This window comes from Micromonospora sp. CA-240977 (assembly GCF_050942285.1).
In the GTDB taxonomy this organism is placed as follows: Bacteria; Actinomycetota; Actinomycetes; order Mycobacteriales; family Micromonosporaceae; genus Micromonospora.
The window spans coordinates 3442521-3467787 of sequence record NZ_CP192055.1 but is presented as its reverse complement, the minus strand read 5'-3'; the positions used below and the strand labels follow the sequence as shown (position 1 = coordinate 3467787).

Genomic DNA, 25267 nt, shown 5'->3' with positions numbered 1-25267 from the left:
GCGGAGCAGAGCGCCCGTCGCGTCCGCAATGCCGGGTTTCCGACGGCGAGCGCGGGGAAGTCGCGGCGGATGAGCAACACCGACGACCGGGTGACCGCCCGCCGGACCCTGATCGTGATCGGTCTGGTGCTCGCGACCGCGCTCGCGCTGGCCCTCGTGTACGCGACCCGCCGGGTGCTGGTCTGGGCGGTGGTCGCCGCGTTCTTCGCCGTGGCGCTCAAGCCCCTTGTCGACCGCCTGCAACGCCGCCTCGTGCGGCGGCGCTCGGTGGCCACGCTGCTGGTGTTCCTCGTCGTGTTCGTGCTGCTGGCGATCCTGGCCGCGCTGATCCTGGTGCCGTTGTCCGGGGAGCTGGCCCGGTTCGCCGACCGGGCGCCCGGGTTGCTGCACGACGCCCGCGCCGGCCGGGGGCCGCTGGGGCAGCTGCTGGAGCGCACCGGCGCGCGGCGGTACGTCAGCGAGCACTCCGACCAGGTGCGCGACCTCGGCACCCGACTGCGGCAACCCGCCGTGGGCGTGCTGCGCGGCCTCGTCGAGACCGTCGCCGGGCTGGTCACTGTCATCGTGCTGGCGTACCTCATGGTTCTGGAGGCGCCGCGGCTGACCCGCGGTCTGCTCGCGGCGGCCGGGGACGGTCAGGGTGAGCGACTGCGCCGGGTGGGCCGGGAGGTGTCGCGCACCGTCACCGGCTACCTCACCGGCAACCTGTTGATCAGCGTCGTCTGCGGGGTGTTGACCTTCGTGGTGCTTGTCGTCACCGGGGTGCCGTTCGCGGCCGTGATCGCCCTGCTGGTGGCGGTGGCCGACCTGATACCGCTTGTCGGTGCGACGCTCGGCGCGGTCATCGCGGCCGGGGCCGGCTTCCTGCACTCCCCCACCGCCGGGGTGGTGGTGCTTGTCTTCTTCGTTGTCTACCAGCAGGTGGAGAACCACCTCCTCCAGCCGGTCATCCTGTCCCGGGCGGTCCGACTCAACCCGTTGACCGTGCTGGTCAGCGTGCTGCTGGCGGCGGAGCTGGCCGGTCTGCTGGGCGCGCTGCTGGCCATCCCCGCCGCCGGCATCGCGCAGACCCTGCTGCGCGAGTACGGCCCGCGCCGGCTGCGGCCCGCGCCGCCGGCCGGTCCCGGTGCGCGACGACCGGCCGGTCCCACCCCGCGGGGCTGACCGGCCGGCACGCGTGTCGCCCGCTCACCGGGCGCGGGACGCGACCTCGGGTGTGGTGCTCTCCAACGGCACCGCGTTCGCCGGGACCAGCCCCAACTGGACCGCCGAGCGGGTCAGCGCGGCGTCGAGCACCCAGTCGGCGCTGACCCGCGTGCGGTTCCCCGGCATCGCCATCAGGTGGTACGCCCGGGTGACCGTCTTGGCCGGCAACCCGGCCAGGTTCACCTGCAACGGGTTCGCCGCCGCGTCCTTGCCCCCCAGGTCGACGACCCAGCCCAGGTCGTGGTGCTTGTACGGCTTGCGCCGCCCGAACCCGTACGACGCGGCGATGTTGTGCGCCGCGCGCTTGCCCTGCCGCTGCGCGTGCTGAGCCGTCATCCCGCAGATCTTTCCCGGGTTCACCAGGTCGGGCACCGCCGCGGCGTCGCCGCAGGCGAACACCTCCGGGTAGCCGGGGACGTTCAGGAACTCGTCGACCACCAGCCGCCCCCGGTCCGTGCGCAGACCCAACTCGTTGACGAACGGGTCGGGGCGCACCCCCACACACCACACCAGGGTGCAGGTCGGCACATACTCACCGTCGGTGAGCTTCACCCCGTCGCAGGTCGCCTCCGCCACCGACGTGCCCATCCGGACGTCCACCCCTCGGCGGTTCAGCACCCGGTGCGAGGTGTTCGACATCCGCTCGTCCATCTCGGGCAGCACCCGCTGCGCCACGTCGAGCAGCATCCACCGCGGCCGGACCGTGAGCCGGGGCCGCTGGGCGTGCAGCGCGTCGGTGAACAACTGCCCGTGCGCGGCGACCTCGGTGCCGGTGTAGCCCGCCCCGACCACCACGAACGTGGAGCGGGCCTGCTGCTCGGCCGGATCCTCGGCCTGCTCGGCCAGTTCGAGCTGACGGACGATGTGATCATGCAGGTAGACGGCCTCGGGCAGGCCGCGGAAGCCGTGCGCGTACTCGGTCACCCCCGGGATGGGCAGCAACTTGTTGACGCTGCCCACGGCGAGAATCAACCTGTCGTACGCCAACCGGTTCTTCTCCCCCTCGGCCTGGGTGAACCCGACCCAGCGGTTCTGCAGGTCGACGTGGTCCGCCTCGCCGACCACCACGCGTACGCCCTTGAGCGTCCCGGTCAGGGGCACCGCGATCCGTTTGGGCTCGACGACCCCGGCCGCCACCTCGGGCAGCAACGGGAGGTAGAGGAAGTAGTCGGTGGAGTTCAGCACCACGATCTCGGCCCGGTCCCGGGCGATCCGGCTCAGCGTCTTCGCCGCGTGGTAACCGGCGAACCCGGCCCCCACGATCACCACACGAGGTTTCGTCATTGCGGGCCGTTTCCCGTCGACGCCCGGGACAAACGTGGAACAGCCGGTCAGGGTGCGAGTCGCAGAACATCCACGACCGGTGATATAGACAGACACCATCGTCGATGGGCAGGATGCCGGGATGGGATCAGACGACACCGGCGCACGGCCCACGAGGCCCACCCGCCGCACCTTCCTGTCCGCTTCGGCAGCCGCCACCGCCGCGACCGCCGCCACCGTCGCGATGCCCGCGCTCGCCGCACCGGCCGCCGCCGACACCCTCCCCGCCGGCCCCGGGCGCCCGGCCCGCGCGCAGCGGCCCGACCGTGAACTGCGCGAACTGCTCCGGCAGGTCGACCCGCGACGCATCGAGGCGACGGTGCGGCGGCTGGCCGCGTTCGGCACCCGGCACACCCTCTCCAGCCAGGACGACCCCCAGCGGGGGATCGGCGCCGCCCGCGACTGGATCCACGCCCGCCTCCAGGAGTACGCGGCGACCTCAGGCGGCCGGATGACCGTCGAGCTCCAGTCATACGTGCAGGAACCCGCGTCGCGGATCCCCACCGCCACCCGGATCACCAACGTGGTGGCCACCCTGCGCGGCCAGACGGCACCGAACCGCACCTACGTGGTGACCGGCCACTACGACTCCCGGGTCACCGACGTGATGGACGCCGTCAGCGACGCGCCGGGCGCGGACGACGACGCCTCCGGGGTGGCCGTGGTGCTGGAGTTGGCCCGACTGATGGCCACCCGGCCCACCGCGGCCACAGTCGTGTTCGCCGCGGTCGCCGCCGAGGAGCAGGGCCTGTACGGCTCGGCGTACCTCGCCCAGCAGCTCAAGGCGGCCGGCGCGGACGTGCAGGGCATGTTCAGCGACGACATCGTGGGCAGCAGCACCGCCGACGACGGCACCCGCGACCCGCACGCGGTGCGACTCTTCGCGGAGGGCGTGCCGACGGCGGAGACCCCGGCCGAGGCCACCACCCGGCAGTCCGTCGGCGGCGAGAACGACTCACCGTCGCGGCAACTCGCCCGGTTCGTTCGCGACGTGGCGGAAAACGACGCCACCGACATGCGGGTACGGGTGATTTACCGGCGGGACCGTTACCTGCGCGGCAGCGACCACATCTCGTTCCTGCGCGAGGGCTGGCCGGCGGCACGGTTCACCGAGCCGAACGAGGACTTCGCCCACCAGCACCAGGACGTCCGGGTGCAGGACGGCCAACAGTTCGGTGATCTGCCGGAGTTCTGCGACTTCGCGTACATCGCTCGGGTGGCCCGGGTCAACGGCGCGGCGCTCTGGTCGCTGGCCCAGGCACCCGGCACACCCCGGGGCGCCATCATCGTGACCACCGACCTGACCAACAACACGACGCTGCGCTGGCAGCGCGGCGACGAGCCCGGCCTGGCCGGCTACGAGGTGGTGTGGCGGGAGACCACGGCCGCCGAGTGGCAGCGGATGATAGGCGTCGGTGACGTCACCGAGGTCAGCATCGACCTGTCCAAGGACAACGTCTTCTTCGGCATCCGCGCGGTCGGCCACAACAACCTCCGCAGCCCGGTGGCCTTCCCCCGCCCGGGCGCCTAGGCGTTCTGCCGATCAGGAGGTCTGCGTCCCCGCCTGGCGTCGGGACGCAAACCTCCTGATCACGTCGGCGACACGGGTGCGTCGGGCTGCGGTGGGGTGGGGCCCTGTGGTCGCTGCCAGCGCACCGTCACCGTGAGCTGACCCTGCACGCCGGTCCGGGCGATCACCGCGCCGGCCTCCGCGGTCAACTGCACGCCGAAGGTGATCTCGACCTCGTCCGGACGGTGGGCCATCGACTGGAACTGGCCGAGCGCGGCGGAGGCGGCGTCGCGTACCTCCGAGAGCGCCCGGTCGAAGGTCGCCCGCGCCTCACGGACCACCTTGCCGGCATTGCCGGCCGGCGTCACGCCGGCCCTAGCGTCGACCTCGACCACCACCGAGCCGCCACCGTCGAGGTCGAATCTGCGCAGTTCCGTCATCGTTCAGTTTCCTTTTTCCCGGCCGGCACGCAGGTGAGAGCCATCCACTCGGCACTGGGCGCCAGCCTGGATGCTTCGAGTTCGGCCAGCAGACTGTCCAGGCGCTCCGGCGCTTCCAGGTAAACCAGAACCGCCCGTTCGAACGCCGTGGCCATCGCCGCCGGCATCAGGTCCGACCCGTCCCAGCACAGGGTGCCGGTGCGCAGCCGCTCGGCGACCGCCGCCAAGGCCTTGTCCTGGTACTCGGGTGCATGGCTACGTCGGCTGAAGGCCACGTCCTGGGTGTGCTCGCGCCAGTCCGCCTGCGCCTCTGCGGAGGCGAGGTACGTCATCAGTTTGCTGGCCCGCTCGGTGTCCTTGTTGTCCTTGCTGTCCTCGGTGTCACTGAACATGACCGCGACGTCGTCGGAGACCTCGCGGAGGGCCGACGTGTCCGTCAACCCGATCGGCGGTGTCGGGAAGAATGCCAAGGGCCGGGCAGCCGAGCCGGTAGGCGTCGGGCTCGGTGTTTGTGATGGCTTCGGCCGGTATTCGCGGATAGCGAAGGAACCCTGGTGGTCCAGGTGACATCGCCTTGGCTCGGACTCTGCCGCCTCCGCAGGCGGGGAGGCGGACGACTCAGCCGCCTCACCGCTCGGAAGCAGGCCCTTCGCCGCCGTTGCGAAGGTGGTGTAGAGGCTGGCGCGGGCCGTCCCCTCCGACGAGGCCCGCAGCAGGGCGCCCCAGGTTTCCCAGGCCGCCTTGACCTGCGGGGAGTTCCAGGCGAGGTCACCGCGCGTCCACTGCTCGTAGAGGGCCTGGCCGGACTGATGCAACAGGATGTCCTCGATCCAGTCAGTGCCCGGCCAACCGGAGACCGGCTGGGAACTCATGGCGAGGCACCAGCGCACCTGCTCATCACCGATCTTGCGCTGGGTCAGGCTGACCAGCTCGTCCCAGGTCCTTGGCGGGTCCTCGCCCAAACCTTTCAACTCGGTCGGGTCGTACCAGACCACGCTCTTCAGGTTGGTGGCGATCGCGACCCCGTAGGCGAGTTCGTCGCCGTCCCCTCCCGATTTGGGGGCGACCTTGATCAGCTGCGGAGCGGCGCCCGGGTCGGTCGTGACGGCGCCCGTCAGCGGCGCCAACTGTTTGGCATTGACGTAGCGTTGCAGGTCGTTGACGCGGGGCAGGACCGCGACGTCGGGCGGGCGGCCGCGCTCAATCGCCACCTGGAGCACCTGGCTGACGTCCCGGTGCCCCTGATAACGGGGTTGGAAACCGAACCTGTCCCTGAAGTCCTCCAGCACCGCCTTGAACGCCACCTCCTCGTCGCCGGTCCACGGGCCGAGGACTGTCAGCTCCTCAGCCGGCTCGGCGGAGCACCCGTTCAGCGCGACACTGGCGATCAGCACCGTGACCATCGCCAATGCCGTCCGAGTCACCCGTCCGCTGTGCTTCATGTTCACCGCTTTCCATATTCCGCCAGGCGGGGCTGGAAGCCCAGGAAGACCAGCACCGCGATGACGAGCGCGAGCACGGGCAGCAGGATTTCACCGAAGCGGCTGTTGGCCGCGGCATCGGCATCGTTCGTGATGGCGTCATCGGCCGCGACTTCGGCTTTGTCTTCGACGGCGGAGTCGGTCGCGACCGACCCCAGCGTCGAAGACGGGGACGGGGACGGAAACGGGCTGCGAAGCTCAGCAAGAGTGTCGGCGCAGGCATCTCCACACTGCGACTCCACCTGACCTGCGAGGCCGTAAGCGGCAAGGGATCCCACGTCCGTGAGCTGCCGCTTTCTGCTGTCGTCAACACCATGGACTCCCGCACGGGCCTCGTCCAACTTGTCCGCCGACAGGAGGCTCAGCGCGGTGAGGGCCATCATCCCCACCACCGCGGCCGTGGCCAGCAGCAGGGGCGCGTTCACCGTCCGGCGGAACCGGCGGGTCAGATAAGCCTGCGTCCGCACCAACAACACGCCGAGCACGACCAGCGGCAGTAACCAGACGACCGCAGTCAGCTTGTTCGTCCACGGGTTGTCCACCTGGTCGTCCAGGGCGAGCAGTTGCTTGCCCCGCAGCATCTCGAGCCGGACCAGGATGTCGTCCAACAGGCTCGCCGCGTCCCGGAGCGCGGCCACCCCGAGCGCACCCAGATCGGCGTCCCGGAAGCGCGCGTCGGCCTGGCCGATGAGCCCGGTGTACGTGACAAGCAGCGCCTCGATCGTCTGGATGTCCTGGGTGCCCTCGTCGCCGGCCGCGTTGTTCTCCGCCACCAGGGTGAGGTACTGGCCGGCGGCGGCGATCTGGCGCTGGTAATCCACCCCGGGGCCACCGAGGACGACACCACCGCGGCTGAGGTTGTCCACCGCCGCAAGGTGCGCGTTGCGCAGCGCTTCCTGCGCGTCGTAACTGGCGAGGATCGCCGGCACCGACCGCTCCCTGGCGACGTCGGCGTTGCCGGCGACGCCGAGGAAAACCGCCAGACTGGTCACCAGGGTGATCGCGGTGACCACAAGCAGCCACCCGCGCAGACCGACAAGGGTCTGCCGGGTGGTGCTGACCCACGGCGGTGTACGCGCGTCCACCGTCATGCCCGCACGCTCGCCGTCGGATCGTCAGTGAACGGCGTGCCACAGTTCTCGCAGATCTCCGAGCCGGCCGGCGAACTCTCCAGACAGGCGCCGCAGATCTTCTCCGCGACCGCCGGCCCCCGTGGCACCGGTGGGTGCGTCGGGTTGCGCACCGAGCCGACGATGCTGACCTTGATGTCGGTCTGGCTGAGATTTTCCCTGAGCCGGACGATTCCGCCGGGCTCGATGTCCACCAGGTGCCTCAGCTGCGCCAGGGCGGCCTCGTCCCGTGCCGCGGTTGCCAGCGTCACCGCCTGGGCCCACTGCGCGTGTGCCTCGACCCGGTCACCCCGGTCGTACGCGTCGCAGCCGGCGTTGATGGCCTGCCGGACGTCCTCCTGCCCGGTCACCTGGGAGACACTGAGATCGATCCGGGCCGACTTGGCCATGTCCACAGTCCAGTTCACGAGGACGGTAGCGGCGGCGGCCCGCACCTCCCCGTCGACCACCAGGTCGACCCGGGCGGCCAACCGGTCCTGCTCCAGGATGTCGTCGGGCGCCTCGACCCGCAGGCAGAGGTGGAAGTCCCGGCGCTCGGCGCCCCACGAGCCGGTGGCGAACTCCCAGGTCCGCTCGTCGACAGCGCCGGCGTACCCGGTGAGGTCCTGGATGGTGGGGCTGCTCTGTTTGAAGAAGACCAGCTGGGCGTACGGCATGGTCCGCAGCCGGATCCGGACGTCCGGCAGGAGCTTGGTCAGCGCGGCGAGAACGGACTCCCGGAAGCTGGCGGCCAGGTCGCCGGGCCGCCGTACCGCCTCGGCGGTGCCGTGCAGCGCGGCGGCGATCCGGAGCAGGTCCGCGGGGTGCCAACCCTCGCCGATGCCGCGCGGGTCGCAGACGAACCGTCCTGCGCAGCTGCGCAGGACGCGCGCCAACTCCTCCTCGGTCTCGTGCTCGTTGATGCCGTCGGTGAGCAGCAGCACGTGGTTGATCGTCGACGCGGAGGACGGGAGCAGGTCCCGGGCGGCCGCGAGCCAACCGCCCATCGCCGTCCCGCCGCTGGCGCTCAGGCGGGCGACCGCGGCGCCCGCCTCTTTGCGGGTGGCCGGTGAGGCGGTCGCGAGCGTCCGGGTCGCCGGGTAGACCACAGTGGCCTCGTGGGTCCCCTGGATCACCGCGAACCGGACACCGTCCGGCAACACGGTGATGGCCGCGGCGGCGGCCTGCTGCGCGGCGGCCATCTTGGTCGGTGGGTCGGCCATCGAGCCCGAACAGTCGATCACCAGCACCTCGACCAGCCGGGACGGATCCGTTCGGGCTGGCGTGTCGTCCGCAGCCGCCGTCTCCGGTCCGGTCACCGAAAGGACCGCGTGCATGTCCTGGCCGCCCACTGGCAGAAACTTGTTCTGGTTGACTTCCAAGGCGAACTGCATCGCGGTATCCACCGGTTCACGCTCCGTTCCGGGTCGGTCGGTCACCATCGGGTGCGGGGTCGGACGGCGTTCGCCCGGTCGACGAGTACGTCGTGGGCGGCGCGGCGCGCAGTGTCGTTGGTGCGGCCAACCCGCCGGAAGCGGCCCGGGCGCGCCGCCACCGGGTCGGGCAGGTCGGCGTGTTGCGCCTGCTGGCCCAGCGACCGATAGGACCTCTCCAGCAACTCCCGGATGGCGCGTTCGGTCGGCGGTGCGCCGAGCACCGGGCCGCCAACCAGGTCGGCGGCGTCGCCGGCGTGGGTCAGGTCGAGCGCCATCTCCCGGATCGCCGTGGTCAGCCGGTCCCGCGACTCGCCGTCGATGTTCAGCGCGGCCAGCCGGTGGACGGCGTGGTTGAGCTCACCGGCGGTGGGTGGGCCGCCGGGCAACCGGGACGACAGCACCCGCACCGCGGCGACCCGCGCCGCGTCGTGGTGCCGGGACAGCGCCGGAACCTCGTCGAGGACGGCGACCGCCCCGGCCCGGTCGGTCGCCGCCAGGCGGAGCCGGGCCAGCCCGAACGCGGCGCTGGCCTGGAACGGGTCGCGCAGCCAGACGGCCGCGTAGTAGCGGGCCGCCGACCCGTGGTCGCCGGCACGCTCGGCGCAGTAGCCGAGCGCGAGCTTCGGGGCGACCTCTCCCGGGATGTCGCTGTAGACCGCGTCGAACTGCTGCCCCGCCTCGTCGATCCGGTCGGCGGCGAGCGCGAGCAACCCGCGGTGCCAGGCGATCCGCCAGTCGACGTCGGCGCGGGTGCCGGTCGACGTCTCGGCGCTGGCCAGCGCCGCGGCGGCCGAGTCGGGATCGCCCAGCGCGAGGTGCGCCCGGCACCTGCTCAGCTCGACCTCGACCGACGTCTGCTCGACCATCGACAGCTCACCCAGCAGCGCCTGGGCGTCCGACGCGTCGACGGTGCGGAGCACGCCGACGGCCGGGTCGTCCGGGTCGGGTCGGGGCACCGGCAGGCCGAGGGCCACGTCGACGGCGGCGGGCCGGCCGTCGTCCAGGAGCGTGCCGTCGCCCGCGCCGATCCAGGTGACAAGCGGCAGGGCCAGACCCAGGCCCGCGTCCAGCAGCTGCGCGGCGGGCTGGAAGAGCGAGATCGGTTCGGGTTGGCGCCGCTCCGGCTGGCCCGCCAGGATCTCCCGCAACACCCCGAGGAGTTGCTCGGACATCTCGGCGGCGGAGGCGAACCGCCGGTCCCAGTCCGGGCGGACCGCCCGGGCGACGAGCCGGTTGAACGACTCGATGCCGAGGGCGTCCGGGGCCGCGCCCGGGGTGTCCGGGCCCGGTGTGCGGGACCGGTACAGCTCCTCCAGCGTGCGGCCGAGGGCGAACAGGTCGGAACGTTCGGTCGGCCCCCGGGTCTGGTATTCGGTCCTGCTGACCGAGAAGTCGACGGAGTGGACGATTCCCTCGAACCCGCTGTCGGCCCTGCGGACCCCGCCCAGGTCGATCACCTTGATCCGGTCGGCGGTGCGCATCACGTTGTCGGGCTTCATGTCGGTGTAGAGCAACCCACGCGCGTGCAGGTAGTCGAGCGCGGCGAGGATCTCGTGACCGTAGGCGAGGATGTGGTCGATCGGCAGCGAGACATCGGGCCGGCGCGGATCCTTCGCGGCGACCTGCAACCTGCGCAGCGACATGCCGTCGAGGTAGTCCATCACGATGTAGCCGGTGGGGCCGGCGACCGGGTCGTCGTGGGTGGCGAAGTCGATGCTCCGGACGATGTTCGGGTGGTCCAGCACGTTGAGGAACCGTCGCTCCTCGACCGCTGCCTGGAGGGAGGCCTCGTCGGCGGCGTGCAGCACACCCTTCAGCGCGACGTCGACGTGGTCGTTGTGGGTGTCGTGGGCGAGGTAGACCCAGCCCTGGCCGCCACGGGCCACGCAGCGGACCACCTCGTACCGGTCGGCGACAAGGTCGTGGGGTTGCAGGCCGGGAAGGAAGTTGAACGGTGTCGGGGTCGGGCAGTAGGGGCAGAAGCCCTTGTCCCGACCCGGTCGCCCGCCCCGGCTCCGACCGACGGGGTGCCCCTTGGGGCAGAAGCGGAACTCGTCGGGCACCCGCAACGGCGGCGTGCTCGTGCCGTCGGGCGAGAAGGTCAGCACCGGTAGGGAGACGAGACTGGCCACCGTCCAGATGTCCCGAGCGGTCGTCCGGGACGGGGTCGTTGCCGGCGTGGCGCTGCCGGTGGCGAGTGGCGCCAGGCCGCAGAGGTCACAGAAACCGGTCTCGTCGACGGCTCCGGCGCAGCCTGGCCAGTCGCAGGGTGTGGTCACGACCCGTCTCCTCCGCGCCGGCCGTCAACGTGATGGGAGACCGCCTCGGTGTACCGGCGTACCGCCGCCTCGGCGGCCACCAGATCGCACGGCGCGGTCAGCAGCAGGTCGTACGCGCGGCGGTAGGAGGTGCCGAGCGCGGGGTCCTCGGCGAGCCGGTGCTGCACGGCCATCGCGCGATAGGCGCCCAACCGGCCGTGCAGCTCGGACCACAGATCCTCCCGGGCCACGATCTCCCGCCGGACCGACTCGGCGTTACTGAGCGCCCGGTCGGTGGCCCGCTCGGTCGAGGCGAGCAGCGCGGCCAGCGTGTCGCCGTCGGTGGTGGCGGCAGCGGCCCGCAGCTTGGTCAGCTGGATGCGCAACTCGGTCGCCCTGGGCTGGAGTCGGGGCACGTCGGCGACCACGGCGGCCGCGCTGCGGTACGCCCGGCGGGTGGCCTCCTCGGTGGCCTGGAGGCTGGCGACGCGACTCGCCAGCAGCGTGGTGCGCAGCGGGATCGACTCGCCGCGGAAGGTCAGCAGCATTCGCAGGTCCCGGGTGGGCGCCTCGCCGACCAGCGGAAGCACCACCTCGGACAGCAGAGTCTCGGGCTCGGCGGCCTCGTCGATGTTGTTGATGATGATCGAGCGCGGCGCCGTGTCGGCGGCCCGGTCGTGGCCCGGCGCCGTGCTCGCGGCGTCCGCCTGGCCGGCCCAGTCGGCGATCCGCCGGGACACGTCCTTCGTGCTCCGGTCCGTCGCGTCCACCGCGAGGTCGATGCTGCCGATCGGCGGAGCGTCCGGGATCGTCTCCGGGTCGATCGATGGCCGCAGCTCCCGGCTGGAGAGCACGGCGGCCTGCCGCACCGCCGCCGCGACGTCCGACTCACGGTGGTCGACGACGATGACCAGCACGTTGTCCGAGGAGAGGCGGCCGAAGAAGTCCGCGAGCTGGCGGAGGACCCCCTGGTTCGCCGGAGTGTCCTCGGCCGACCGGAAGCTCGGGTCGACGGAGGATTCGCCGGGCACCTGGGCGCGCAGCCGCGGGAGGCGGCCCAGGATCGTCTCGACCGGGATCATCCACGACAGGCCGCTGCCCGGGTCGGCGCCGCCGGCCACGTCCTGGTTGCGGCCGCCATCGCGGTACGTGCTGACCACCATCCCGACGACGTGCCCGGTCTGCGCGTCGACCACCGCCGAGCCGCTGAAGCCGGGGCTGACCTGGGGTCCGGTGGTCGCCGAGATCATCTCGACGCGTTCCCGTCCCGCTCCGGAGCGGCCGGTGAGCCGGGCCTCGACGTAGACGCCGTGCACCACGGTCTCGGGAAAGCCGTACATGACGACGCGGCGGTCCCAGGTGCCCCGCATGCGGCGCAGTGGCGCGAACGGGCCGTGCGGCGCGGGTGCGGCCAGCTCCAGCAGCGCGATGTCGTCCCGCCCGTCGCTGGTGGGTGGCCACCAGCAGCCGGCTACGACCTGGGCCGGGACCGTCGGGTCGCCCGGTTGGCCGACCAGGTCGGCCAGGACCGTCCACGTCGGCTCGGCACCGGCATGGCTCGGGTCGCCGGCCGCGGCGACGACGTGGGCGCAGGTCAGGACGTGGCGGTCGTCCAGCGCCATCCCGGCGCCCAGGACCCCGCCGTGCTGGTCACGGAGACGGACCGGCCATGGCTCAGTGCCGAGGCTGACGATCACCTTGCTGAGGGTAATCGAACCCGATCATATATGTTGACCGTCGTCACTGCTTATGGCCGCTTTCGGACGTTTTATGGGCTATTACTGTCACTCATGCGACGGGACCTCACTGCCGTCCGGAGACCCCGCGGGCTCGCTCGGCGCGGTGATCGCCCAGCGTTCGTGGTCGCGCCAGGCGCCGTCGATGAACAGGTAGTCCCGGGAGAAGCCCTCCAGCCGGAAACCGAGCTTGCGGGCGACCCGGCGGGACGGCTCGTTATCCGGTTGGATGTTCGCCTCCAACCGGTGCAACCCGACAGTGCGGAACGCGTGGTCGATCACCAACGCGACACCCGCCGACGCGTGCCCGGTTCCGCTGTACGGCTGGAACGCGGCGTATCCCAGGTAACCACCCCGCAGCGCGCCGAGCACGATGCCGCTGATGTTCACGTAGCCGGCGATCTCGCCGCTGGCCCGGTCACAGATCAGGTAACCGGCACTGTCCCGGCGGCGGATCCGCCGCAGGTAGCTGTCGTACTCCTCGGGGCTGGCCGGCGCGACCAACCACGGGTGGTGCAGGTCCCGACTGCGCCGCGCGGCGGCGACGAACTCGTCGACGTCGGTGGGCCGGGGCCGCCGGATCGCGGCGGGACCACCGGTTCGCAGGTATCTCACGGCCGACCACTCTGACCGACCGGTGCCCCTTTTGTCCAACCCACCCCGACCCGGCGCACCGGCTGCATCCGGCGGTGGCTCCGGCCCGCGCTAGCGGGGCGTCCGGAGCGAGAACTCGCCGCCGTCCGGGTCAGCCATCAACACCCGCCCACCGGCATCGCCGGGATCGGCGTCGACGACGGTCGCGCCGAGCGACAGCAGACGGTCGATCTCCGCCGGCCGGTCGACGCCGACGCCCGGAGTGATGTCGAGTCGGACCCGGTCCCGGCCCCCGTTCGGCATGTACGGCGGACCACCCCAGGAGATCTTCGTACCGCCGCGCGGTGACTGGATCGCGGTCTCCTCGTCCTGGTCCCAGACCAGCGGCCACCCCAGCGCCGCGCTCCAGAAGTAGCCGACCTTCGGCGATCCGTCGCAGGCGAGGGCGCCGATCGGCCCGGTGTCGGCGAGGAAGTTGTTGCCCGGCCCGATCACGTCGAACTCGTTGCCCTCGGGGTCGGCGAGCACCACGTGATCGTCCGTCGGGTCCTGGCCGATGTCGATGTGTCGTCCGCCGAGTTCCAGCGCCCTGGCCACCGACCGCTGCTGGTCCTCCAGCGAGCTGCTCGTCAGGTCGAAGTGCATCCGGTTCTGGACGACCTTGGGCTGCTGGTACGGGGCGAAGTGGATCCGGAAGTCGGGGTCGCCGATGGGCAGCAGCAGGACGCCGTCGTGTGGATCGTCGACGATCTCCCGGCCGAGGAGCCCGGCCCAGAACCGCGCGAGTCGCAGCGGCTCACGCGCGTCGAAACTGATCGCGAACAGGTGTGCGGTCATCGCGTCACCATCTCCCCTCCGACCGGACACCGCGCCGGCCGTTGAAGCGGAAGCCTAGGGGTGGGCCTGGTCACCCGCACCCGAGTTTTCCGGTGCGGCGGCAGGCCGCTGCCACGCGACGCCGAGCGCGCGCTCAGCGGACGGGATAGGCCGCGGCGGTGAAGGCGAGCAGGGCGATCTCGGCCGACTGTTCCAGTTTGCCGCGCGGCGCTCCGGCCGCGGCGTGGACGGCGTGGCCCTCGGTGACGAATGGGCCAGCCGGAGGAGATCGCGAACGCCGCGCTGTTCCTGGCCTCCGACGAGAGCAGCTTCATCACCGGCGGCGAGATCTTCGTCGACGGTGGCGCGAACCAGGTCTGATCGATCCCGCGTCGATCCACTCGGTTTCCTTGACGTGGGGCCAACCAGGCCGTCTGGACACCCCGAGATCAACGAAACCGAGTGGATCACGGGCGATGCGGCGTACCGCGCCAACGGCCGGTGCTCATCCGGCGAGCGCGTCGGCGAGACGGGCGATGCCGAACTCGTACGCCTTGTCGATGTCGCCGCCCAGCTTGAAGGCGCCGGCCAACTCCATGCTGATGAACCCGTTCGCCCACGCGGTGAGCGTGCGCGCGGCGTCCAGGGCGTGCGCCTCCCCGGCGAGGTTCCCGGCTACCCGCAACACCGCCACGCGTCATCAGCCTCCCCGGTCACTCACCGGGCAGCATCGCCATCCACGTGCCGATCGCCGACGCCGTCTTCGTCGGCGACGCCCTGACCACCCGGCATGTGCTGACCGGGCAACGGGGCCCGCAACCCGCGCCCTTCACCGACGATCCCCACCAGGCGCTGGCGTCGCTGCACCGCCTCGAAGGCGTTCAGGCGTCGTGGGTGCTGCCGGGCCACGGCACGCCCTGGTCGGGTGGAGTCGCCGAGGCGGTACGCGCGATCAGGACCGTCGCCGGCCCCTGACCCGGCCGGGACGATCCGTCAGAGCGGGCCGGGGAACGTCTGCTGCATCGGCATCGGCACCTGGAGGAACGTGGTGCCGCGCAGGTCCAGCCAGGCCCGGTCCGGGCCGCGGACCAGTCGCAGCATCACCGCCTCACAGGAGGGGCAGCGGGCGACGAGGCCCGGGGCGTGCGAGTAGACGTGCAGGCTGGCCATCGAGCCGGTCGTCCCGCAGTTTTCGCAACGGCCCATCGCGGCGCTCAGGTCGACGGTGAACAGCTCACGCATCGGACCGTCGAGCATGTTGCCGTCCAGGTACGACATCTCGGTCATCGGATCTCCTCGGCGGTACGGGAGCGGGTGGGCGGTCAGCCGGTGGGGCCGAAGCGTTCGGTCTTGACCCGCCGCGACGGATGGCCCAGCCCCACCAGTAGGTCGGCCACCGTCTCCACGAACGCCGTCGGACCGCAGACGTAGGTGAGCGGTTCCAGGTCCGGGGGCCAGCCGTGCGTGTTGACGTCGGCCAGCCCGATCCGGTGCGGCTCGCCGCGCCAGCCCTCGGGCGCCTCGCGGGTGTAGACGTACGCGATGTCCAGGCCGAAGTCGTCACGGACCCGGCGGCGCAGCTCGTCGGCGTAGATCACGTCGCCCGGGGTGCGCACCGAGTAGATCAGCCGGAACGGGGCCTTGCTGCCGGCCGCCCGCCGGGCCCGGATCATCGCCATCAGCGGCACGATGCCGGAGCCGCCGGCGACCAGCTGCACCGGCGCGGCCTCCTCGGGCCGCCAGATGAACCAGCCACCGAGCGGTCCGCGGATTTCCACCGGGTCGCCACCGCCGAAGACATCGATGAGGTACGGGGACACCTCGCCGTCGTGTACCCGCTGGACGGTCACCTCGATGCGCGGTCCGCCCGGGCCGTCCACGACGGGCCCGGCGATCGAGTACGACCGGGCCGCCTGGTAGCCGTCCGGGGCGGTCAGCCGCAGGTCGACGTGCTGCCCCGGCAGGTGCCCCGGCCAGTCCGGCACCTCCAGGACCAGGGTCTGCGCGCTCGGTGTCTCCACGCGGCGCTCCACCAACCGGCCGACCTGCCACCGGTTGGCCGTCCGGGGCGGACTGCCCGTCGCCACGGCGCGCTCAGTCACCCTGGTACCGCTGTTCGCGCCACGGGTCGCCGTAGTCGTGGTAGCCGGCGGTCTCCCAGAACCCCGGCTCGTCCATCGTCTTGAGCCGGAGGCCGCGCACCCACTTGGCGGACTTCCAGAAGTACAGGTGCGGCACCAGCAGCCGGGCCGGCCCGCCGTGCTCGGCGGGCAGCGGCGCGCCGTCGAAGGTGTGCGCCACCCAGGCCTGGCCGCCACGCAGGTCGTCAAGCGGCAGGTTGGTGGTGTACCCGCCGTAGGAGTGCGCGAGCGCGAAGTGCGCGCCAGTGTCGACGCCCTCGAGCAGCGTGTCCAGCGAGACGCCCTGCCAGGTGGTGCCGAGCTTGGACCACCTGGTGACGCAGTGGATGTCCACCATCGGTGTCTCCTGCGGCAGGGCCATCAACTCCTGCCACGACCACCGGTGTTCGCTGCCGTTCTCGGCGGCGATGACGAACTCCCAGGTGTCCAGCGACACCCGGGGCGTCGGGCCGGCCGAGAGCACCGGGAAGTCCTCGGTCAGGTACTGGCCGGGTGGCAGGGCCGGCTCCTGCGTTCGGGGTCGACCCTGAAAGCCCGGTGACACGATTCCCATGGCACAGTCGTACCACCCGCGCCGGTCCGCCGGGAGCTTTCCGCCGTACCTCCCGGTCGTCCCGGCGCGGCGCGGTCAGTGCCGCTCGGTGACGACCTGGCGGTCCTCGGGCACGTCGCCACCACGGGTGGCGCGCAGGCTGGTCACGGTGACCACCACCAGCACACCGATGATCACGCCGAGCGAGGCCAGGGTGGGGATCTGCGGCACGCTGTCCCAGATGCCGTGCGCCCAGTGCAGACCCAGCTTCAGGCCGATGAACGCAAGGATGACGGCCAGGCCGTAGCTGAGGTGCACCAGCCGGCTCAGCGCCGCGTGCAGGACGAAGTAGAGCGCCCGCAGGCCGAGCAGGGCGAACGCGTTGGTGGCGAAGACCAGGTACGGGTCCTCGGTGATGCCGTAGACCGCCGGCACCGAGTCGACAGCGAAGACGATGTCGGTGGCCAGCACCGCGACCACCACCAGCGCGAACGGGGTGAGTGCCCGCTTCGCGCCCTGCCGGACGGTCATCCGGGTGCCGTGGTACTCGTCGACCACCGGCATGACCTTGCGCAGCAGCCGGACCGACCGCATCTTGTTGATGTCGACCTCCTGCTGGTGCCCGGACATGGCGTCCCGCAGCAGCTTCACCGCCGTGGCGATGAGGATGATCGCGAAGAGCAGGAAGGCGAAGTCGAGGGTCTGCAGGGCCGCCGCGCCGAGGGCGATGAAGACGGCCCGCAGCACCAGCGCGCCGGCGATGCCGTAGAGCAGCACCCGCTGGGCGAGCACCGCCGGCACCGCGAACGCGGCAAGCAGCAGCATGAAGACGAAGAGGTTGTCGACCGAGAGCGACTTCTCCACCAGGTAACCGGTCAGGTACTCCACGCCCTGCTGGGAGCCGTAGCGGGACCAGAGCCAGCCGCCGAACGCCAGCGGCAGGGCGATGTAGAACGCCGACCAGCCGATGGCCTCCCGCATGGACACCTCGTGCGGGCGGCGCGTGACCAGGAAGTCCAACACCAACAGCAGGAGCACACCGATGATGGTCACCGCCCACAGCGTGGGCGTGCCCACCGACGACAGGTCGCTGGCGGCGGACAGGTACGACACTTCGCTCATTGGGGTCTCCTCGAACACCGTCATGTTCGAGGTCTCCTTCACCCATCACCTGATGGGCAACCACCCGAGGCACGCCGGGCGCGCCGTACTGACCGGAATGGTTCGTGGGAAGTACTCCCCTCGCACGACAAGGTTAGGCCAGGCTGAATCCCCGCGCCAAGCGGGACATCGATGGTTGCCCTGATCAACCGCTGTGCGCGCCCGGAAACAACCCGCGTCACCGTCGGCGGTCAGCCACGGCGCAGCGTCGCCCCCGGCGCCATCGCCTGCTCCACCAGGCCCCGATAGTCACGCGGCAGTTGGGTGACGACATCGTCGAACTCACCACCGGTGATCGCCTCCCGCAGGGTGGTGAAGACCGCCCGTGCGGCGTCCCGGGCGGCCGGCTCCTGCACTCCCCCGCGCAGCGCCACCCGGGCGACGAACTCCGCCGCCCCGAACCGGTCCGCCTGCTCGGTGCTCGGGCTCGGCTTGAGCACCAGTTGCAGCGGCTGCGGCAACTGGGCGGCCAGGTCCAGGACCTCGCCACCGGTCAGCCGCTCGGCGAACGTCTCCAGAACAGCCCTGGTCAACTCGACAGCCTGCGTCGAGGACGTCGAGGTGCGTTGGGAAACCTGGTCGATGAAGGTGTCGTAGTTCATCGCGTACTCCCTCGGGCTCGCGTCGGCGCCTGCGGGTACCCGCGGCGGCGCTGTGGAAACGGCGCCGGGTTTCCTCCGCCGGGCGGGCGTGACCGGCCGGCGGGTGGGTAACCGCCGCCGGTCGTGACCGCATCGATGCCCCGAGGGAGCCCACGCCATGGCGAGCTACGCCGACGTCCTGCAGTACCTGTCGAGCCTGGACTACCCGGCCGAGAAGGACGACGTGGTCCGCGAGGCCGAACGCGAGGGCGCCCCGCCGGACGTGCTGAAGGCGTTGCGGGCCCTGCCGCCGGTGGACTACGCCAACGGCACCGAGGTGGCCCGGTCGGCCGGCATCGAGGCCGCGCCCGAGGTCGGTCCCGCGCAGCGCGCCGAGCAGGCCCGGGACAAGACGCACAACCGGGTCTCGCAGCATCTGCGCGGCATCTGACCCCGCGGTGGCGGCCACGGCTCCGGCCCCGGGGCGTCGCCGGTGACCCACACCGGCCCAGCATCCCGACCGCCCGACCTGGGCTTCCCGGCCGCGGTGCAACTCGCCGTGGTGGCGGTGGTCGGCGTCATCGCCGGCTTGCTCTTCGCGCTGCTGCTGCCGGTACCGCTGGCCGCGCTCGCCGGCTGGGACGTGGGCGCGCTGAGCTGGCTCGCCCTGGTCTGGCACAAGCTCTGGCCGATGGACGCCGAGCGGACCGCCCGGCTGGCCGTACACGAGGACCCGAACCGGGCGACCCGCGACGCGCTGCTGCTCGTCGCCTGCCTGGCCAGCCTGCTGGCCGTGGGCCTGGTGGTGGCCAGCGCCCAGAGCGCGCCGCCCGGACTGGGCCGGGAGGCGCACGGCGCCCTCGGCGTGCTCAGCGTGGTGCTCTCCTGGTTCGTGGTGCACACCGTGTTCGCCGCCCGGTACGCCCGGATCTACTACACGGGCCCCGACGGCGGGGTGAACTTCAACCAACCCGAGCCGCCGTGCTACTCCGACTTCGCGTACGTCGCGTTCACCATCGGGACGACGTTCCAGGTCTCCGACACCAACCTGACGAGCAACGAGATGCGTCGCACCGTGCTCCGGCACTCGATGGTGTCGTACCTGTTCGGCGCCTTCATCATCGCCGTGACCGTGAACCTGTTGGCCGGTCTGGCCCGCTGAGGGGGTGCACTGGCCCCGGGGACGGCACGGGGCGGAGCGGAACGAAGGGCCGGGACAGGCGGGCGCCCCTGGTCACGAACCGCGACCCAGGGCGCCACGCAAGCCTGCCCAGGCGGTGAGCCGCGTCCGAACCGGCCGCGGTCACCAGGCGGTGGATGCCCACCCGAACCGAGCGGTCACCACTGCCGGGACCAACCATACGACAGAACATCCTCCGTTTGGTCAGATTTTGACCAAGTGTGGGCCAGGGCACGTCACTGTCGACCTGTCAGCTCCGCGTACCGGTGCTCCAGGTCGACCCGGGCCAACGCCCCCACCAGCCAAGCCAACTGCTCCGACTCGCCGCCGGCAAGGCCGGCCAGGTCGTCCGCCGACCGGCCCAGCCCGAGCCGACGGGCCGCGGCCAACGCCCGGCGGTCCGCGACCGGGGCCACCTCCCGCCACAACGCCTGCGCCTCGCGGAGGAACAACTCGACGACCTGACCGTCCACGCCCGGAAGCTCGGCAAGAAGCGCGCGCTCCCGGACCGGGTCGTGCCGCCCCACCGCCCGCAGGCGGCGCAGATCACCCCGGTACCGCTCCACCACAGTGCGGGCCAGGTCACCCAACACGGCGGCCAACGCGTCCACGTCACCGCGCTGACCACTGGCGCGCAGCACCCGGACCCGATCCTCGTGCAGGGACCGGGCCAGCCGGGCGGCGCTGTCCCACCCCTCGTCGCGCAACGCCCGCGTTCCGTCCAACGCCCGGCGGAAGTCACCCCGACGGGCCAGCAACACCGCCAGGTAGAGCACCTGGAACAGGCTCGCGGGGTTGTTCGTCACCCGGAAGCCGTACTGCTCGGCGAAGCCCCGCCCGCTGCCGGCAAGGCGGCGCGCCAGGCGCTTCCGGTCCGAGACGGGTGTGATCAGAGTGGTCGGCATGTGGGCGACTACCCGCGCGACCGTCGGTCACACCCGGCACCCGTCCGCTCCGCCACGGCGTCAGCCGAGCAGGCCGCCGGTGCGGTCGCGGGCCTCAGCCGTGCAGGCCGCCGGTGCGGTCACGGGCCTTGAGGCGGGTGGTGGGCAGGGCGGGCGCCGGCAGCGGAGGCGCCGAATCGTCGGCGACCACGCCGAAACGTCCACTGCCAGCCATCCAGTCCTCCCGGGCGGCGGCGATCTCCTCGTGCGAACGGCCGACGAAGTTCCACCACATCACCAACGGCTCCTCGAATGGCGCACCGCCCAGCAGCAACAACCGGGCCCCGGCCCCGCCGCGCACGGTCAGCTCGCGGCGACCCGAGCCCAGGTAGAGCAACTCCCCCGGCTCGAACCCCACCTCGGCGGCCTCGGCGGCGCCGGACATCGCCAGCAGGGCGTACTCGAAGTCGGGCCGCAGCGCCAGCGTCGTCGGCGCCTCGCCGCTCAGCTCCACCTGCACACCGACCAGCGGGGTGTGCACCACCGCCGGTGACCGCCGCCCGGCGAACTCGCCGACCAGCAGGGTGAAATCCAGAGCGCCGTCGCGCCAGCGCGGCAGGTCGGCGTGGTGCGCGAAGTCGGCAGCCCCGGCCCGCGCCGGGTCCGGCAGTGCCACCCAGAGCTGCACGCCGTGCATCACCGGCGGGTGGACAGCCGGCGACCGCTCCGAGTGGGCGATGCCGTTCCCGGAGGTCATCACGTTCAGTTGACCGGGCCGGATCGGCTGGACGTTGCCGAGGCTGTCGCGGTGCAGGATCTCACCGTCGAGCAGCCACGTCACCGTCTGCAGGCCGGTGTGCGGGTGCGGCGGCACCTCCATGCCAGGCCGCTGCGCCACATCGTCCGGGCCGAAATGGTCAACGAAACACCACGCGCCGACCATCCGGCGAACCCGCTGCGGCAACAGCCTCCGCACCGTGGTGTACCGACCCAACGGCACGTCGTGGCCGGGCAACAACACACTGCCGGGATCCACGTCGGCCACGCCAGGTGGCCGGGTCTGCGCCAGCATTGATTCGGTACGCTCCACCGCCCGACTGTACGCCCACGCCCACGAGCCGCCGCGGCGCTTCCTGGTCAAGGCGCACCGAGAGCCGGACGCCTGTTCCGGCCCGACACCGGTCGAGGTGGATCCGCTTCGGCGAAGCGGTCCCTCATCCGGGGGTGCCGAGCACCGCACCCGGGGCCCTCCCGTCTCCCAGCGCTCCGTGCGGTCCCCGGGCTCCGCGGTCCGTGGTCCGTGGTCCCCGCGGTCCCCGCGCTCCGCGCACTCCGCGCATCCCCACGGTCCATGCGGTCCGCGAACCCGCGACCGAGCGGATGCCCTCGGGATCACCATCCGGCTGACTGTCGGTGCCGCTGCCTGCCGCCGTGTCGTCGCCACGTCGCCGGTCACCGCGCCGGCAGGTACGCACCCACCGGCCGACCGCATCACTCGGCGCCAATGACGCACTGCCACCCGCTGCCCGGCATAGATCTTGGACAGTTTCCGTTAGCCGCTGACGGAAACTGTCCAAGATCTCCGACCAACCGCCGTGGCACGCCGGGGTACCGGTGCCCGACGACGCGTCGCGTCCCCCGCAACCCATCGCCGCAGCCGCGAATGCCGCTGGCCGGCACCCCGGGGTGTGGGGTGCCGGCCAGCGGTCGGTGTTCAGCCGGTGGGGGTCAGCTGTTCCAGTACTGGCCGACCAGGTCGGTGGCCTGCTGCTCCCACTGGGCGTACGCGTCCGGGTAGGCAGACACCTGCACGGTCTGCGCGGCCTCGGTCAACGGCATGTCCTGCCAACCGTCGACCTGCTTGAGGCCCTTGAGGAACGCCGTCGTCGAGTAAGCCGGGTCAGTGATCTGCTCCGGAGTACCCCAACCCGAGCTCGGGCGCTGCTGGAACAGGCCCAACGAGTCGTGGTCGTTGCTGTCACCCAGATGACCCAGGTTCTCCAACTTCGACTCCTGCAGACTCGTCGCGATCGAGATCACCGCGGCCCGCTCGGGCAGGCCGGCCTTCTTCGTCGCGGCGATGATCGCCTTGACGTTGGCCGTCTGCTCACCGTTCAGGGGAATCCGAGACTGCTCACCCTGCGGCTTCGGTGCGGTGCTCTGCACCGTGGCCGCGACGGGCTTGGTGTCGACCGGGTTGGCGTGGGCGGCGATCGGACCGGCGAACACACCACCGGCGAACGCGAGACCCGCAACAGACAGGACACTCTTACGCATGATCGTGTTCATGGGGGTAGCTCCTTCGGGGGTAGGAACACCCAAACCACTGACCGGCGGGGCCGGCGGCACGGGTGTGAGCACCTCGTCCGGCGCTGCACAAAACAGGGGCAAAGTCTGGAGGGGTGGGCGACTGGTAAGCCGGAAGGCTCACGACGCCCGGCATTGCGGCGACCTCACAAGCGGGGGGCTCGCGCCAGGGTCGGCGACCTACAAGCGGTGGGCTTGTACCAGGTCGGCGAGCGGTGGGTTCCGGTGCCTGGTTCGGCGGCCGGTGAGCGGGGGCTTGTGGTGCCGGGTCCAGGTGTAACGACCGGCGGGCCGGGGTCATTCCAGGGGCGGCCCATCCACCGGCACCCTCGCGGAAGCGGTGACCGGGTGGTCGTTCGTGGGGACTGTAACGACCGGACCGCGACCCGCATTCCAACCCCGTCGGGCGGGGCGGCGAGCCGGTGGTGCTGCGATCGTCAGGGTATGTAACGACCCCGGCCCAGCCATCATTCCGACCCACGGGTGCACCCGGTCACCGGTCAAACGCCGCAAACCCGGCACGCGGCCCAGACAACCCGGGCGGGCGGCGACCTCAGGCACACAGGCGGGCAGGCGGGCAGGCGCACAGGCACTCAGGCGCACAGGCACTCAGGCGCTTAGGCGGGAGCGCACCTTCGCGGCGCAGGCGTCCAGGACGGTCTGCGCGTCCAGGCCCAGGCTCTCGATGGCCACCAACGCCGTGAAGGCGACGTCCGCCAACTCCGCCGCGACGTCCTCGCGGGTGTGGGTGACACCTTTGCGAGGATTCTGCCCGAGCAGACCGATCCAGGCGGCCGATGCCTCCCCCGCCTCCTCGGTCAGCTTGAGGATGCGGCAGGTCAGTTCGGTCTGCCCGGTGCCATTCGCCGTGTCCAGCCAGTTGCGCGACGCCCGGGCCGCCTCCCAGATCAACTCGTCCACGCCGACCAGTCAACCCGACCGGCCCACCCCCGCCGGCAACCGGGTGCGCCCGCCTGGTCCGACCGGGAGCACCTGGCCAGCGACGGTTGACCAGCCGATCAGCGCAGCCATTGACACTCATCGACGGCGGTCCTAGGTTCAGGACGCTACCGGCCGGTAGGCAACCGTCCCGCCTGGTCGCCCCGAGGGCGACATCCGTCCGATGGGGAGCAATGATGCTGTCCGCACCCGTTCGTACCCTCCGCCGGCTGCTCGCCGCCACCGTGACGCTGACCCTGGCGGTCGGGGTGGCTGGTGCCGCGCCGGCCAGCGCCACCGGTCGCGACCCGGGTGGCGGCCAGCCACTGCCCGGGTACACCATCGAGAACCCGCCGCTGGCCCCGCTGGTCGTGAGCGGCAGAGCGACGACGGTACGCCAGGGCGTACACCGCCACGCCGGCTACCTCATCGAGGTCCCCGCCCGCTGGAACGGCAACCTGGTGCTGTGGGCGCACGGCTACCGGGGTCAGGGCACGGTGCTCTCGCCGGAGGCGCCGGCCTTCGGGTTGCGCGAACGGCTCCTGGAGCAGGGGTACGCCTGGGCGTCGTCGTCGTACGACCGCAACGGCTTCGACATCCGCTCCGGTGTGCTGGGCACCAAGGATCTCGCGGACCACTTCGGACGGACGGTTCGCCGTCCACACCACACCTACCTGGCGGGGGTGTCGATGGGTGGGTACGTCATCGGTCGCTCGCTGGAGCAGTATCCCGGCTACTACGACGGGGCGCTGCCGATGTGCGGGGTGCTCGGCGACCAGACGCTGCTCGACTTCTACCTGGACTACAACCTGGTCGCGCAGGCGCTCGCCGGGGTGCCGGCCTATCCCACCCCGGCCGACTACCTGACCAACGCGGTGCCCCGCATCCAGGTGGCACTCGGTCTGGCGGGGTTGACCCCCACCGGGCCGGACACCACCACCGAGCGGGGCAGGCAACTGCGGGCGGTTACGGTGAACCGTTCGGGCGGGCCTCGTCCCGGTGCGGACGCCGCGTTCGCGGTGTGGAAGGACTTCCTCTTCTCGATCAGCGTGCCCACCGGGAGCGGCGACTCCCCCGCCCAGCGGCCCGGTCAGCTGTCCACCAACCTGCTGACCCGCTACACCCCGAACAGTCCGGTGAACGTCAACGCCACGGTGCGGCGGGTCGCTCCGGAGAACGTCGTGCAGCGGCTCCTGCCGACGCTGACCGAGGTGCCGCGGATCGCCGGTCGGCCCAGCGCGCCGGTGCTGAGCCTGCACGGCCTCGGTGACCTGTTCGTCCCGTTCAGCATGGAGCAGGCGTACGCCACTGACGTGGCGCGCAACGGTCGCAGCGGGCTGGTGGTCCAGCGGGCCATCCGGGCGACGCAGCACTGCGAGTTCACCCCGGCCGAGGCCGGCGCCGCCTGGGACGACCTGGTGTCCTGGGTACGCACCGGCAAGCGCCCGGCCGGCGACACCGTGACGGACCCGGCGGTGGTGGCGCGACCCGACTATGGCTGCCGGTTCAGCGACCGGGACGCGTACGCAGCAGGGGTCGGCACCCGCCGCCTCTACCCGGCCTGCTGACGGACACGGGTACGACGACGCCGGTCGGCCCCCGTGTCACGGGAGCCGGCCGGCGGTTGTGCGGG

Annotated in this window: 26 protein-coding genes; 7 read left to right on the top strand and 19 right to left on the bottom strand. The window is 71.7% G+C overall.

Features of this window, described 5'->3' with window-relative positions:
• The first annotated feature begins 69 nt into the window (after positions 1 to 69).
• Positions 70 to 1164 carry an AI-2E family transporter gene (locus ACQPWW_RS15875; protein ID WP_433133461.1) on the top strand — a complete coding sequence of 365 codons (1095 nt, stop codon included), beginning with the start codon at positions 70 to 72 and terminating at the stop codon, positions 1162 to 1164.
• 24 nt (positions 1165 to 1188) lie between these two features.
• Here the strand turns inward: ACQPWW_RS15875 and ACQPWW_RS15870 are convergent, their stop codons facing one another.
• Complete coding sequence (locus tag ACQPWW_RS15870) at positions 1189 to 2490, bottom strand: NAD(P)/FAD-dependent oxidoreductase (RefSeq protein WP_433133459.1); 1302 nt, start codon at positions 2488 to 2490, stop codon at positions 1189 to 1191.
• 121 nt (positions 2491 to 2611) lie between these two features.
• Between ACQPWW_RS15870 and ACQPWW_RS15865 the strand changes: the two genes are divergently transcribed.
• Complete coding sequence (locus tag ACQPWW_RS15865) at positions 2612 to 4060, top strand: M20/M25/M40 family metallo-hydrolase (RefSeq protein ID WP_433133457.1); 1449 nt, start codon at positions 2612 to 2614, stop codon at positions 4058 to 4060.
• Between the two features lie 59 nt (positions 4061 to 4119).
• On the opposite strand, the gene ACQPWW_RS15860 is transcribed toward ACQPWW_RS15865, so the two are convergent.
• The 8 genes from ACQPWW_RS15860 to ACQPWW_RS15825 form a co-directional block, all read right to left on the bottom strand.
• Positions 4120 to 4479 carry a CU044_2847 family protein gene (locus ACQPWW_RS15860; protein ID WP_433133455.1) on the bottom strand — a complete coding sequence of 120 codons (360 nt, stop codon included), beginning with the start codon at positions 4477 to 4479 and terminating at the stop codon, positions 4120 to 4122.
• A complete protein-coding gene (locus ACQPWW_RS15855; RefSeq protein WP_433134369.1) occupies positions 4476 to 5921 on the bottom strand; it encodes an ABC transporter substrate-binding protein in 1446 nt (481 codons plus the stop codon). Before ACQPWW_RS15855 ends, ACQPWW_RS15860 begins: the two co-directional genes overlap by 4 nt.
• 2 nt (positions 5922 to 5923) lie before the next feature.
• Positions 5924 to 6973 carry a hypothetical protein gene (locus ACQPWW_RS15850; RefSeq protein WP_433133453.1) on the bottom strand — a complete coding sequence of 350 codons (1050 nt, stop codon included), beginning with the start codon at positions 6971 to 6973 and terminating at the stop codon, positions 5924 to 5926.
• Between the two features lie 74 nt (positions 6974 to 7047).
• Positions 7048 to 8463: a vWA domain-containing protein gene (locus ACQPWW_RS15845; protein WP_433133451.1), complete on the bottom strand. Its 1416-nt coding sequence runs from the start codon at positions 8461 to 8463 to the stop codon at positions 7048 to 7050.
• A 41-nt stretch (positions 8464 to 8504) separates the two neighbouring features.
• Positions 8505 to 10784 carry a tetratricopeptide repeat protein gene (locus ACQPWW_RS15840; protein ID WP_433133449.1) on the bottom strand — a complete coding sequence of 760 codons (2280 nt, stop codon included), beginning with the start codon at positions 10782 to 10784 and terminating at the stop codon, positions 8505 to 8507.
• Positions 10781 to 12460, bottom strand: a complete 1680-nt coding sequence (locus tag ACQPWW_RS15835; protein WP_433133447.1) for a trypsin-like peptidase domain-containing protein — start codon at positions 12458 to 12460, stop codon at positions 10781 to 10783. Before ACQPWW_RS15835 ends, ACQPWW_RS15840 begins: the two co-directional genes overlap by 4 nt.
• An 87-nt stretch (positions 12461 to 12547) precedes the next feature.
• Positions 12548 to 13114 (bottom strand): GNAT family N-acetyltransferase, encoded by a 567-nt coding sequence (locus ACQPWW_RS15830; RefSeq protein ID WP_433133445.1) that lies wholly within the window; start codon positions 13112 to 13114, stop codon positions 12548 to 12550.
• 90 nt (positions 13115 to 13204) lie between these two features.
• Positions 13205 to 13930, bottom strand: a complete 726-nt coding sequence (locus ACQPWW_RS15825; RefSeq protein ID WP_433133443.1) for a VOC family protein — start codon at positions 13928 to 13930, stop codon at positions 13205 to 13207.
• 249 nt (positions 13931 to 14179) lie between these two features.
• Here ACQPWW_RS15825 and ACQPWW_RS15820 point away from each other — a divergent pair, with 249 nt between their 5' ends.
• A complete protein-coding gene (locus ACQPWW_RS15820) occupies positions 14180 to 14290 on the top strand; it encodes an SDR family oxidoreductase (protein WP_433133441.1) in 111 nt (36 codons plus the stop codon).
• Positions 14291 to 14414: 124 nt separating this feature from the next.
• Here the strand turns inward: ACQPWW_RS15820 and ACQPWW_RS15815 are convergent, their stop codons facing one another.
• On the bottom strand, positions 14415 to 14603 hold the full coding sequence (locus ACQPWW_RS15815) for a TetR-like C-terminal domain-containing protein (protein ID WP_433133439.1): 189 nt from the start codon (positions 14601 to 14603) through the stop codon (positions 14415 to 14417).
• 47 nt (positions 14604 to 14650) lie between these two features.
• On the opposite strand from ACQPWW_RS15815, the gene ACQPWW_RS15810 reads away from it, so the two are divergent.
• Complete coding sequence (locus ACQPWW_RS15810; protein WP_433133437.1) at positions 14651 to 14884, top strand: hypothetical protein; 234 nt, start codon at positions 14651 to 14653, stop codon at positions 14882 to 14884.
• A gap of 18 nt (positions 14885 to 14902) precedes the next feature.
• Here ACQPWW_RS15810 and ACQPWW_RS15805 read toward each other — a convergent pair whose 3' ends face one another.
• From ACQPWW_RS15805 to ACQPWW_RS15785, 5 genes are all read right to left on the bottom strand, one after another.
• Positions 14903 to 15196 carry a DUF6510 family protein gene (locus tag ACQPWW_RS15805; protein ID WP_433133435.1) on the bottom strand — a complete coding sequence of 98 codons (294 nt, stop codon included), beginning with the start codon at positions 15194 to 15196 and terminating at the stop codon, positions 14903 to 14905.
• A gap of 35 nt (positions 15197 to 15231) precedes the next feature.
• On the bottom strand, positions 15232 to 15996 hold the full coding sequence (locus ACQPWW_RS15800; protein WP_433134367.1) for a ferredoxin reductase: 765 nt from the start codon (positions 15994 to 15996) through the stop codon (positions 15232 to 15234).
• 7 nt (positions 15997 to 16003) lie between these two features.
• Positions 16004 to 16603, bottom strand: a complete 600-nt coding sequence (locus tag ACQPWW_RS15795) for a sulfite oxidase-like oxidoreductase (protein ID WP_433133433.1) — start codon at positions 16601 to 16603, stop codon at positions 16004 to 16006.
• A 75-nt stretch (positions 16604 to 16678) separates the two neighbouring features.
• The gene (locus ACQPWW_RS15790) at positions 16679 to 17704 is read right to left on the bottom strand and encodes a TerC/Alx family metal homeostasis membrane protein (RefSeq protein WP_433133431.1); all 1026 of its coding nucleotides are present in this window, start codon (positions 17702 to 17704) and stop codon (positions 16679 to 16681) included.
• 230 nt (positions 17705 to 17934) lie between these two features.
• Positions 17935 to 18345: a DUF2267 domain-containing protein gene (locus ACQPWW_RS15785; RefSeq protein ID WP_433133429.1), complete on the bottom strand. Its 411-nt coding sequence runs from the start codon at positions 18343 to 18345 to the stop codon at positions 17935 to 17937.
• 157 nt (positions 18346 to 18502) lie between these two features.
• Between ACQPWW_RS15785 and ACQPWW_RS15780 the strand changes: the two genes are divergently transcribed.
• The gene (locus ACQPWW_RS15780) at positions 18503 to 18775 is read left to right on the top strand and encodes a DUF2795 domain-containing protein (protein ID WP_328654669.1); all 273 of its coding nucleotides are present in this window, start codon (positions 18503 to 18505) and stop codon (positions 18773 to 18775) included.
• A gap of 42 nt (positions 18776 to 18817) precedes the next feature.
• Positions 18818 to 19486, top strand: a complete 669-nt coding sequence (locus ACQPWW_RS15775; protein ID WP_433133426.1) for a DUF1345 domain-containing protein — start codon at positions 18818 to 18820, stop codon at positions 19484 to 19486.
• 254 nt (positions 19487 to 19740) lie between these two features.
• Here the strand turns inward: ACQPWW_RS15775 and ACQPWW_RS15770 are convergent, their stop codons facing one another.
• The 4 genes from ACQPWW_RS15770 to ACQPWW_RS15755 form a co-directional block, all read right to left on the bottom strand.
• The gene (locus tag ACQPWW_RS15770) at positions 19741 to 20409 is read right to left on the bottom strand and encodes a hypothetical protein (protein WP_433133424.1); all 669 of its coding nucleotides are present in this window, start codon (positions 20407 to 20409) and stop codon (positions 19741 to 19743) included.
• 94 nt (positions 20410 to 20503) lie between these two features.
• A complete protein-coding gene (locus ACQPWW_RS15765) occupies positions 20504 to 21478 on the bottom strand; it encodes a pirin family protein (RefSeq protein WP_433133422.1) in 975 nt (324 codons plus the stop codon).
• Positions 21479 to 22116: 638 nt separating this feature from the next.
• Complete coding sequence (locus ACQPWW_RS15760) at positions 22117 to 22677, bottom strand: hypothetical protein (RefSeq protein WP_433133420.1); 561 nt, start codon at positions 22675 to 22677, stop codon at positions 22117 to 22119.
• A gap of 627 nt (positions 22678 to 23304) precedes the next feature.
• The gene (locus tag ACQPWW_RS15755; protein WP_433133418.1) at positions 23305 to 23616 is read right to left on the bottom strand and encodes a MazG-like family protein; all 312 of its coding nucleotides are present in this window, start codon (positions 23614 to 23616) and stop codon (positions 23305 to 23307) included.
• Between the two features lie 215 nt (positions 23617 to 23831).
• On the opposite strand from ACQPWW_RS15755, the gene ACQPWW_RS15750 reads away from it, so the two are divergent.
• Positions 23832 to 25202, top strand: a complete 1371-nt coding sequence (locus tag ACQPWW_RS15750; protein ID WP_433133416.1) for a hypothetical protein — start codon at positions 23832 to 23834, stop codon at positions 25200 to 25202.
• Positions 25203 to 25267 lie beyond the last annotated feature (65 nt).

Bases quoted from the DNA above. Each gene is read 5' to 3' on its own strand.
- ACQPWW_RS15785 (WP_433133429.1), bottom strand. From the start codon at position 18,345: ATGAACTACGACACCTTCATCGACCAGGTTTCCCAACGCACCTCGACG.
- ACQPWW_RS15865 (WP_433133457.1), top strand. From the start codon at position 2,612: ATGGGATCAGACGACACCGGCGCACGGCCCACGAGGCCCACCCGCCGC.
- ACQPWW_RS15760 (WP_433133420.1), bottom strand. From the start codon at position 22,677: ATGAACACGATCATGCGTAAGAGTGTCCTGTCTGTTGCGGGTCTCGCG.
- ACQPWW_RS15870 (WP_433133459.1), bottom strand. From the start codon at position 2,490: ATGACGAAACCTCGTGTGGTGATCGTGGGGGCCGGGTTCGCCGGTTAC.
- ACQPWW_RS15825 (WP_433133443.1), bottom strand. From the start codon at position 13,930: ATGACCGCACACCTGTTCGCGATCAGTTTCGACGCGCGTGAGCCGCTG.
- ACQPWW_RS15805 (WP_433133435.1), bottom strand. From the start codon at position 15,196: ATGACCGAGATGTCGTACCTGGACGGCAACATGCTCGACGGTCCGATG.
- ACQPWW_RS15750 (WP_433133416.1), top strand. From the start codon at position 23,832: ATGCTGTCCGCACCCGTTCGTACCCTCCGCCGGCTGCTCGCCGCCACC.
- ACQPWW_RS15845 (WP_433133451.1), bottom strand. From the start codon at position 8,463: ATGCAGTTCGCCTTGGAAGTCAACCAGAACAAGTTTCTGCCAGTGGGC.
- ACQPWW_RS15855 (WP_433134369.1), bottom strand. From the start codon at position 5,921: ATGAAGCACAGCGGACGGGTGACTCGGACGGCATTGGCGATGGTCACG.
- ACQPWW_RS15770 (WP_433133424.1), bottom strand. From the start codon at position 20,409: ATGCCGACCACTCTGATCACACCCGTCTCGGACCGGAAGCGCCTGGCG.
- ACQPWW_RS15860 (WP_433133455.1), bottom strand. From the start codon at position 4,479: ATGACGGAACTGCGCAGATTCGACCTCGACGGTGGCGGCTCGGTGGTG.
- ACQPWW_RS15790 (WP_433133431.1), bottom strand. From the start codon at position 17,704: ATGAGCGAAGTGTCGTACCTGTCCGCCGCCAGCGACCTGTCGTCGGTG.
- ACQPWW_RS15820 (WP_433133441.1), top strand. From the start codon at position 14,180: ATGGGCCAGCCGGAGGAGATCGCGAACGCCGCGCTGTTCCTGGCCTCC.
- ACQPWW_RS15875 (WP_433133461.1), top strand. From the start codon at position 70: ATGAGCAACACCGACGACCGGGTGACCGCCCGCCGGACCCTGATCGTG.
- ACQPWW_RS15780 (WP_328654669.1), top strand. From the start codon at position 18,503: ATGGCGAGCTACGCCGACGTCCTGCAGTACCTGTCGAGCCTGGACTAC.
- ACQPWW_RS15795 (WP_433133433.1), bottom strand. From the start codon at position 16,603: ATGGGAATCGTGTCACCGGGCTTTCAGGGTCGACCCCGAACGCAGGAG.